General features: G+C 72.0%; 5 protein-coding genes and 1 pseudogene. All 6 read left to right on the plus strand.

Annotation, left to right across the window (positions count from 1 at the left end):
- A pseudogene (locus M4J07_RS43620) lies at positions 1-403 on the plus strand (hypothetical protein); the annotation flags it as partial.
- On the plus strand, positions 400-1,257 hold the full coding sequence (locus tag M4J07_RS43625; RefSeq protein WP_255982089.1) for a polyketide synthase dehydratase domain-containing protein: 858 nt from the start codon (positions 400-402) through the stop codon (positions 1,255-1,257). The pseudogene M4J07_RS43620 and the gene M4J07_RS43625, both read left to right, overlap by 4 nt.
- 53 nt (positions 1,258-1,310) lie before the next feature.
- On the plus strand, positions 1,311-6,614 hold the full coding sequence (locus tag M4J07_RS43630; protein ID WP_255982091.1) for a beta-ketoacyl synthase N-terminal-like domain-containing protein: 5,304 nt from the start codon (positions 1,311-1,313) through the stop codon (positions 6,612-6,614).
- An 11-nt stretch (positions 6,615-6,625) separates the two neighbouring features.
- Positions 6,626-7,507 (plus strand): ACP S-malonyltransferase, encoded by an 882-nt coding sequence (locus tag M4J07_RS43635; RefSeq protein ID WP_255982094.1) that lies wholly within the window; start codon positions 6,626-6,628, stop codon positions 7,505-7,507.
- A 5-nt stretch (positions 7,508-7,512) separates the two neighbouring features.
- Complete coding sequence (locus tag M4J07_RS43640; protein WP_255982096.1) at positions 7,513-8,823, plus strand: FAD-dependent oxidoreductase; 1,311 nt, start codon at positions 7,513-7,515, stop codon at positions 8,821-8,823.
- A 52-nt stretch (positions 8,824-8,875) separates the two neighbouring features.
- Positions 8,876-10,561: beta-ketoacyl reductase (locus tag M4J07_RS43645; RefSeq protein WP_255982098.1), on the plus strand; the 1,686-nt coding region annotated here is incomplete at its 3' end.

Consider the following 10,561-nt stretch of genomic DNA (forward strand, 5'->3'; position numbering starts at 1 on the left):
GCAGGCGCTGCGCCGGGTGACGGCCGCGCTGCTCGACCACGTCGAGCGCGGCGGGCCGCTGTCGGACGAGGACCTGCGCGACCTCTCGTACACCCTGTGCCGGCGCGAGCCGATGGCGTACCGCCTCGCGTGGTGCCCGTCGTCCGGCGCCGAACTGCTGCACGCGCTGCGCACGGCGGGCGAACCGGTCCACACGCAGACACCGGCGCAGGCACGGACGCCCGAGTGGGGGCGGTACGTGGGACAGCCGACCCCCGAGTCGGCCCGCGACGCCTTCCTGTCCGGCCGGCCGGTCGACTGGCAGGCGCTGTTCGCGCCGCACACCCCGCACCGGCTGCGGCTGCCCGGCTACCCGTTCGACGACACGGATCTCTGGTTCACCGACGAGGGACGGACCGCATGACGCCCCAGACCCAGGCCGGCACGGCGGCCCGGCCCGCCGCGGTGCAGCCGATCCGGCTGCTCGCGGCCGACGAGCCGGGCACCTTCCGGGCGCACATCGACCGCGACCACACCTACCTGAGAGAGCACCTGGTCGGCGGGCGCCGCGTGCTGCCGGGCGTCGCCTGCCTGGAGATGGCGCTGCGCGGCGCCGGCCAACTCCGCCCCGGCGCCACGGTGTTCGCCGTCCGCGACGCCGCCTGGCTGCGGCCGATCTCCGGCGAGGAGTCGCTGGACGACCTCGCCGTGACGTTCCGCGCCCCGTCGGGCGACGCGTCCGCGCTGGACTACACCGTCACGAATCGCGGCGCGCTCTGCGCCATGGGCACGCTTCTTTTCGAGAAGACGGGAATGGTCGAGAAACTGGACCGGGAACCCGTGATCGGACTGGACGTGCGCGACGAGATCTGCGCGCACACCACGTCCCATCTCACCCGGAGCGAACTCTACGGAGCGTTCTCGGACATGGGCATCGACTACGGCCCCTACTTCCGCCGCAACACCTATGTGCAGCGGTACGGACAACGGTCCCTGGCGTGGCTCTCGCACAACGACGGAACACCGATGGGCCTGGTCAACCTCCTCGACTGCTCCTTCCAGTCGGGCCTGGCGATCTCCATCGGTGAACACCGGGACAGCTTGATGCCCTTCTCCATGGGGCATATGATCTTTCACGCTCCGGCGCGATTTCCCGCCGACTCCGCTTTCGTCCTGACCGAGAAACTCTCTCCCTTCAGGACCAACTTCTCGGTGTTCGACGAGGATTACGGACCACTTCTCTCGGTCGTCGACCTCGGCGTCAAACCCGCCCTCTGATTCCGCCCTTTGATTCCTTTCTTGAATCGGCGTCCTAGACATAGGGGATTTTGTTGAGTCGCAACGAATGGCGAAGCGGAAACTCCGCGTCCGGTACGGCGCGCCCCGACGTCTCGCTGGTCCGCCGTGCCGCCGTGGACTTGATGGTGTTCGCGCCGCAGTGGACGCACGGCAGGATCGACCCGCCGGTTGCCGCGGCCGGCGGCCCGCGCACCTTCCTGGTGCCGCCGTCCCAGACCCGCCTCCACCAGGAACTGACGGAGCGGTTCCCCCGCACCAGGGTGCTGCGCCTCGACGGCCCCGCGGTGGCCGCGCTCGCCGCCGCCCCGGCCGCGGACGAGCACCTGGTGTTCGTCAGCCGCACCTCCTGGGCCGACGGCATCAGCGACGCGGACCACACCGCCTTCCTCGACCTCGTCCACGCCCTCGACCGCTGGCCGCGGGTCCGCCTCGACGTGTTCACCGACAAGGCCGTGCACAGCCCGCTGTTCACCGCCGCCACCCACCCCGCGGACGGTGTGTACGTCGGCCTGGCCCAGGCCCTCGCCAAGGAGCGGCCCGACTGGTCGGTGCGCTGCTTCTGTCTCGCCGATCTCACCGCCGCGACGCTGGCCGCCGCCCTCGACCGGCCCCTGCCGACCGTCGCGGGCGCACCCGTCTGCGTCCGGGACGACGCGTACGCGGTCGCGTCGATGGAGCCGGCCGTCCTCCCCGGCTGGCCCGAGCACTCGGCGTTCAGGACCGGCGGCACCTACGTCGTCCTCGGCGGCACCGGCGGACTCGGCGGCCTGCTCGCCGAGTACCTGGCCGCCGAGTACCGGGCCGAGGTGGTCGTCATAGGCCGCCGCGCCCCCGCGGACTTCGCCGAACAGGCCGACCGGCTACGGGAGTCGGGCGCCCGCGCGGTGCACTACCACCAGGTCGACCTGGCCGACGCGGCGGCCCTCAAGCGGGCGCTGGACGGTCACGAAGTCATCCACGGCGTCGTCCACTCCGCCCTCGTCCTCCAGGACGCCACCCTCGCCACCATGAGCGGGCGCGTCCTCGGTGACGTACTGCGCCCGAAGCTGCACGGCACCCACCACCTGGTGGACGCGCTGCGCGGCAGACAACTCGACTTCTGCCTCTTCTTCTCCTCCGTCCAGGCCCACATCGCCAGCGCGGGACAGGGCAACTACGCCGCCGCCTGCGTGGCCAAGGACGCCTACGCGGACCTCCTCCACCAGGCCCTGCTGATCGACGCCAAGGTCGTCAACTGGGGCTACTGGGGCGAGATCGGGGTCGTGGCGAAGCCGGAGTACCGGGAGCGGATGCAGGGCCTCGGGATCGGCTCGATCGAACCGGCCGAAGGGCTGGCGGTCATCGAGCGGTTCCTCGCGGGCGACGACCGACGGATCACGTGTGTCAAGGGAACGGAAGAGGCGCTGGAGCGCATGGGAATCACGCCGCACAAGCCCGCCGCCGCCGCGGCACCGACCACCGGCTTCCCGGGAGTCCTCACCGACGTGGTGCCGGTCCTGCGGGACGACGACTCCGACGTCGCCCGCAACCGGGACCTCTCCGAGCGCCTGGAGGCGTACACCCGGTGGCGGCTGCGCCAGGTGCCGCTGCCGGCCACCGCGATCGGCAAATACGCGCTGCTGACGGACGCCATCGCCGCCATGCCCGCGGCCCACTCCCTGCCCCGCGCCGAACTCCTGCGCGACTACCCGGAGCTGTCGGGCCACATCACGCTGCTCGACCGGTGCCTTGACCACCTGCCCGACGTCCTGAGCGGTGCGATCGACGCGGTCGAGGTGCTGTTCCCCGACGGCTCCTTCGACCTCGTCGCGCCCGTCTACCAGAGCAACCCCATCGCCGACTACTTCAACCGGATCTGCGCCGAGGTGGTGACCAACTACCAGCGCCGCACGGCGGGCCGCCCGCTGCGCGTCCTGGAGATCGGCGCCGGCACCGGCAGCACCACCAAGTTCGTCCTGCCGCGGCTCGACCCGCGCGACGTGAGCTACCACTTCACCGACCTGTCGTACGCGTTCCTGCACAAGGCCCGCGACGCCTTCGGCGACGACTACCCGTACGTCTCCTACGAGATCTGCAACATCGACAACCCGCCCGAGGAGTACACCGGGTCCTTCGACGTCGTCGTGGCCACCAACGTGCTGCACGCCACGGCGAACGTCCCCGGCACGCTGCGCAACGTGCGCAAGGTGCTGCGCGAGGGCGGCATCCTCGTCCTCAACGAGATCACCACCCGGCAGGACTACGCCACGCTCACCTTCGGCCTCACCGACGGCTGGTGGCTCAGCAACGACCCGTACCGCATCGAGCACAGCCCTCTGCTCGGCAGCGACCAGTGGCAACTGCTCATGCACGAGGCCGGGTTCGGTGCCGTGCGGACCCACGGCGGCGAAGGGCAGCAGGTCCTGGTCGCGCTGGCCGGCGCACCGGACGAGCCGCCCGCCACGGCCACCGTCCCGCCCACCGTCCAGGCTGTCGAGTCGGCCGGTGATGTGCGGGGGCGGGTGGAGGAGTTCGTCCGTGAGGTGATCGCGGGGACGATGCGGCTCGATGTGTCGGAGGTGGAGCTGGATCGTCCGTTCCGGGACATGGGGATCGATTCGTTGATCTCGATGGAGTTGTTGAAGCCGTTGCGTGAGCGGGTGGGGTATGTGCCCGCGACGGTGTGGTTCGAGTATCCGACGGTGGCGCGGTTGGTGGAGTTCCTGGTCACCGAGCATGCGGACACGGTGGCCGAGGCGTTCCCCGGCCCTGTTGCCGCCGCCCCTGTCGCCGAGCCGGCCGTCGAGCCGCAGGAGCAGCAGCCGGACCGCGCCGAGCGCACCGTGCCCGTCGTGTCCGCCCGGCCCGAGCAAGTCGCCCGCCCCGACAGCGAGTTGACGCCCCGCCCCGGTGACATAGCCGTCGTCGGCGTCTCCGCGCGGCTGCCCGGGGCGGCCAACGCCGCGGAGTTCTGGGACAACCTCTTCGAGGGCCTGGACTGCACGTCCACCGTGCCGCCCGAGCGGTTCAGGACCCGCGTCGCGGACGGCCCCGACGCCGTCGCGTACACCGAACGCGGCGCGTTCATCGACGACATCGACGCGTTCGACCACACCTTCTTCAGCATCACGCCCCGCGAAGCGGCGCGCATGGACCCCCAGGAACGCCTCGTCCTGGAGCAGACCTACCTGGCGATCCTGGACTCCGGGCACAGCCGCGCCCAGCTCGCCGGCAGCGACACCGGCGTCTTCGTCGGCGTCATGAACGGCGGCTACGCCTGGCACACCACCACCGAACCCGGGGCCGAGCCGCCCACCTCCACGTTCTGGTCGATGGCCAACCGCGCCTCGTACCACTTCGACTGGCACGGCCCCAGCATGGCCGTCGACACCGCCTGCTCGGCGTCCCTGACCGCGCTGCACCTCGCCTGCCAGTCCCTGCGCACGGGGGAGTGCGACCGCGCCGTCGTCAACGGCGTCAACCTCATCACGCACCCCCGTCAGTACCAGCTCCTGTGCGGTCTGGAGATGCTGTCCCGCACCGGCGAGTGCCGGCCGTTCGGCGCGGGGGCCGACGGCTTCGTCGACGGCGAGGGCGTCATCAGCCTGGTGCTCAGGCCCGCCGAGGACGCCCTGCGCGACGGCGACCGCGTGTACGCCGTCATCAGCGGCTCCGCGGTCAACGCGGGCGGCCGGGCCAACGGCTACACCGCACCCAACCCCGAGGCCCAGTACTCCCTCGTCACCAAGGCCCTCGCGGCGGCCGGCACGGCCCCCGAGGAGGTGGGCTACGTCGAGGCCCACGGCACCGGCACCGCCCTGGGCGACCCCATCGAACTGCGGGCCCTCACCAAGGCGTACGCCGCGGCCGGCACCCAGCGGATCCGGCTCGGCTCGGTGAAGTCCAACATCGGCCACCTGGAGTCCGCGGCCGGCCTCAGCGGTGTGCTCAAGGCGGTCCTCCAGATGCGCCACGGCTCCCTGGTGCCCTCGCTGCACGCCGAACGCACCAACCCGCACCTGGACTTCGCGGACACCCCCTTCAAGCTCAGCACGCAGCGCGAGCGGTGGCCCGCCGACCTGCCCCTGGTGTCCGCCGTCAGCTCCTTCGGCGCGGGCGGCGCCAACGCCCACGTCGTCCTGCGCGGCGTCCCCGAGCGGACCGCGACCGCCGGCCGCCCGCGCCGCGACACCTACGTCATCCCGCTCTCCCACCACACCGGCGCCGGACTGCAACTGGCCATGGACGAGCTGGCGCAGTGGCTGCGCGGGCGCCGCGTCGACATGGACGCCCTCGCCCACACGCTGGCCTGCCGCCGCGACGCCTTCGCGCACCGCGTGGCGATCGTCTGCCGCGACCAGGACGAACTCGTGCGCGGCCTGGAGCAGGACCTGAGCCGCCGCTCCGCGCCCCGGGCCGCCCCGGCACCGGCCGCGGTCGAGGAACTCTCCGCCCGCACCGCCCACGACATCGCCGCCCTGTACGAGTCGGGCGGCTCCCCGGACTGGGCCGCCTACTACCCCAGGACCGCCCCCGCCGACCTGCCCGCCTACCCGTTCCTGCGCCACCGCCACTGGATCAGGTCCGAGGAGTCCGGCTTCCACTCCCTGGACTCGCTGGTGTCCGCCCACCGCATCGACGGCGTGCCCATGGCGCCCGCCGCCTGGACGCTCGCCGTCCTCGCCGGGCGGGCCGAGGGACGCGCCCTCGGCAACGTGCTCTGGCAGAAGCCGATCACCGACCCCGCGGCCGTCGAGGTCCGCGAGCGCGGCAGCGAGCTGTCGATCGTCGACCGCGCCACCGGCGACGCGCACTGCACCGCCGAGGTGACGGCGCCGGCCGCCGTCGGCACCCCGCCCGCCCCGTCCGCGGGCGGCCGCAAGCAGCACCGGCGGGAGATCTACGACACTTTCCGGCGCCTCGGCTACGACTACGGCGAACCGCTGCGCGGCGTGCGCTGGGCCGAGGTCGGGCCCGGCGCGGTACGGGCCTTCCTGCACGTCGACCGGGACTGGGGGTACGGCCTGTCGCCCGCGCTGCTCGACTGCGGGATGCAGCTGTCCATCCTGCTGGCGGCCGAGGAGGGCACCGGCGGCCCCGTGTTCGTCCCCTACGTCCTGGGCCGCCTCACCGTGGTCAGGGCCCCGCGCGACGAGGCCGTGTACGGCCACTGCGTGGCCCGGCCCGGCGGCTCGCAGCGAACCCGTACGTACGACTTCTTCTTCACCGACGAGCACGGCGACGTCCTGGTGGCCCTGGAGGAAGTCGTGTCGGTGGCCGTCGGCGGCGGCAGCGAATCCGCGGCCCCGTCCCCGGCGCCGGCCGCCGCGCCGTTCACCGTCACCGAGCTGAACTGACGGGGGCGGCGATGGCCATCGACGTCCTGATGTTCCCCGGGCAGGGCTCCCAGCGCCTGGGCATGGGCAGGGAAGTCTTCGACGCCTACCCCGACCTGTGCGCCAGGGCCGACGACGTCGTCGGGCACTCCCTGCGCGAACTGTGCCTGGAGGACCCGCACGCGCTGCTCAACGAGACCTCGTACACCCAGCAGGCGGTCTACTTCGTCAGCTGCCTGATGTACCTGGCGCACGTCGAGCGGCACGGCGACGAGCCGGTGCGCTGCGTGACGGGCCACAGCCTCGGCCTGTACCCGGCGCTGTTCGCGGCCGGCGTCTTCGACCTCTTCGAAGGACTGGAGATCGTCTCCAAGCGCGGCGCCCTCATGCAGGAGGCGCGCGGCGGGGCGATGATCGCCGTCCTCGGCCCGCAGGCGCACGCCATCGACGAACACCTCGCCCGGCTGGAGTTCTTCGACGTGGACGTCGCCAACTACAACAGCCGCGAACAGGTCGTCCTCAGCGCGGCGAAACCGCGCCTGGACGAACTCGCGCCGCGCCTGGAGGAGACCGGCCTGCGCTGCGTGTGGCTGCCGGTCAGCGGGGCCTTCCACTCCCGGCACATGGAGCAGGCCAGGCGCGACTTCGCCCGGTTCCTGCGGGACCGGGAGTTCGCGCCGCCCGCCAAGGCCGTCGTCTCCACGACGAGCGGCCGGACGCTGGGCGCCGCCCACCTGCTGGAGGAGATGGTCTTCCAGCTGGTGAAGCCGGTGCGGTGGTGGCAGACCACGACCCATCTGGCCCGTACGGGACACAAGACCTTCGAGGAGATCGGTCCCGGCACGGTCCTGACCAAATTGAGCGCACAGATCCTCGGCGACGAACCCGCGCCGCAGGCCGAGCCCAGGAAGTGATGACCGTGGAATCAGCAAACAGCAGGATCGCCGTGATCGGTGGCGGCGGCTCCGGCGCCGTCGCGGCCTGGCAGTTGTCCCGGAAGTACGACGTCACGCTCTTCGAGGCGGGCGAGTACCTGGGCGGGCACGCCTACAGCCACCCGGTCGAGACCGACCAGGGCACTCTCCACGTCGACATGGGCGTGGAGCACTTCAACGAGAAGCTCTCGCCCAACCTGTTCCGCGTCCTGACCGACTTCGGCATCGGCACCTACGTCGCGCCGTCCTCCGTGCACGTCGACTTCCCCGGCGAGGGGCAGACGTGGAACAACCTCGACTTCCTCGGCGCGCTCCGCGAGGAGCTGCACGACGAGTTCGACCGGTTCCACCTGGAGATGAACCAGCTGCCCGGCTCGGCCGACGACTCGTACAAGACCATGAGCATCGGCGAGTACCTGGACAAGAACGGGTACTCCAAGGCGTTCAAGTACCAGGCGATGAACCCGATCCTGAGCATCTACTCGGGCTGCCACGCGCCGTCGCTCGACTACAACCTCATGTACGTCGCGCTGTCCTTCAGCATGAACCTGCTCTCCTTCTTCGCCCCCGGCTACTGGCGCAAGGCGCACGGCGGCATCCACGCCTACCTCGCTCTGATCGAGGCCGAGCTCGGCGAGCGGATCCGGCTGAACACGCCCGTCGAGTCCGTCACCCCGACGGACGCGGGTGTGACGGTGGTGGCCGGCGGGCAGGCGCACGAGTTCGACCAGGTCGTGTTCGCCACGCACGCGGACATCACGCTGTCCCTGCTGCGCACCCCGGACCCGGAGTACGCGGAGCTGCTCGGCGACTTCGCGTACGTGCCGGTGGAGAGCGTGCTGCACCAGGACGAGAGCTGGCTCAGCACCGTCGGCCGGAACGCCTACTGCCAGTTCCGGATGCCGGACGACTTCGAACTCGCCCGCGCCGAGGAGCAGATGGGCAGCCTCACCCGCAACTGCAACGTGCTGCACCCCTACCGGAACGTCGAGGAGCCCATCCTCATCACGTTCGACCCGCAGGAGGAGGTCGACCCCGCGCAGGTCATCGTCCGGCGCAAGTGGAAGCTGCCCCAGCTGCGCCCGGTGGACGTCGGCCGCAAGAAGCGGCTGAGCCGGATCCAGGGCCGCGACAACCTCTGGTTCTGCGGCACCGACACCAGCGTCACCGGACACGAGGGCGCGATCGTCTCCGGCATGGTCATCGCCGACCGGCTGGGCGTCGCGTACCCCTTCCCCGACGACGCGCCGGCCCTCGGCCAGTTCCGGGGGATCAAGGAGTTCATGGGCGTATGAGCCCCCACCCGCCGGCCCGTCGCGACCTCACTTTCTCTCTCGGGGATGACCCATGGAATCGCTAGCCCCTCGGTACACCGACCTCGCCGCCCCGGACGGACCCGGCGAGCCGGCCGGTACCACCGTCGTGGTCACCGACCGGGAGGACATCGCGGCGGCGGCCCGCTCCCTCGGCGCCGAGTGCTGGTACACCGATCCCGCCACCCTGGGTGAGGACCGGCTCGCGCAGGAGGTGCGACGGCACACCGCCCGCGCCACCACCCTGGTGGTGGCCTGGGGCGGCGCGCCGCCCGGCGGGCCGGTCGAGTACGGCGCGGCGGTGCGGTTCGCCCGTGCCGGGCTCGCGCTGCTCCAAGCCGTACGGGCATCGGGGCGCCCCGTCCACCTCGTCACGCTCTCCCGGGCCGGCGACGCGCTGCCCGCCCTGCTCGACGGCATGGCCCGCACCGCCGCGCTCGAATGCCCGCTCGCGCACACGGAGGTCGTCCACGACGGCACCGTCACCGCGGAACGCCTGCGCGCGTGGACCGCGGCGGGCGCCCGCCACCCGGGGGCGCGGCTGCGGGCCGACGGCGACCGGATCAGCCGCCTCGACCACGTACCGGCGGCGCTGGACACCGTGCGGCCCACCGACGTGTTCGGCGCGGGCGACCGCGTCGTCGTCATCGGCGGTACTGGAGGCGTCGGACGCCGGCTGTGCCAGTACCTGAGCAGGACCTGCGGTGCCGACGTGTTCGTCGTGGGCCGCGGCACGCCCGACCCGCAGGCGCGGGAGGCGCTGCGGGAAGCCGGGGTGCGCAGCCATCTCGGCGCGCCCGCCGACGAGTTCGCGGCGCTCGACGGCGCACTGCGCTACGTCCACGACGAGTTCGGCCCGGTCAAGGCGGTGTTCAACCTCGCCGGTGTGCTGGACGACTGCCTGCTGTACAACCTGACGCCCGACCGGCTGGAGACCGTGCTGCGGCCGAAGGTGGCCACGGCCCTCAACCTGGCGGCCGTGACCGGACCGCACCGGCCCGCCACGGTGGTGCACTTCAGCTCGCTGACCAGCGTCACCGGGAACGTCGGCCAGACGGCGTACGGAGCGGCCAACGCGTTCCTGGACCGGCTCACCGCGCTGCGGCCCGACTGGCACAGCGTCAACTGGGGCCTGTGGGACACCGACGGCATGCAGATGCCCGACGACGACTCCGGACTGCGGGCGATGTCCCCCGAGCGGGCCTGCGACGTGCTGATGTCGGCCATCGCCGGCGGTGTGCGTCAACTGGCCGTGTTCGAAGGTGAGTTGAGCCTCGACGGCGGTGTGGGTGCGGCGGCCGAGCCGCAGGCCGGCGCGCCCGCTGCCGCCGCACCGGGCACCGCCGTCCCCGACCTGCTCGCCCTGACCACCCGGTGGCTGCGCGACCTCGTCGTCCGGCACAGCGGCCTGCGGCACCTGCGCGACGACGACAACCTGCTGGACCGGGGCCTGGACAGCGTCGGCAGCATCCGCATCAGCCGCGACATCGAGACCCGCCTGGGCATCACCGGCTCGTCCCGGCTGAGCCGCGCGGTCCTCTTCGAGTACCCGACGGTCGCCGAGCTCGGCGCCTACCTCACCGAGAACTTCCGTACGGAGCTGGAGACTTCGGTGGCGGGGGAGTCGTTGGGAGAGCCGTCGGATGAGCGGCCGGGGGAGCGGTCTGCGGAGTCGGTGCAGCCGGTCCGTCCGGAGCACCCGCGGGCCGAGCGGCCCGCC

The sequence above is a fragment of the Streptomyces longispororuber genome (assembly GCF_024448165.1).
GTDB classification, from domain to species: Bacteria; Actinomycetota; Actinomycetes; order Streptomycetales; family Streptomycetaceae; genus Streptomyces; species Streptomyces longispororuber_A.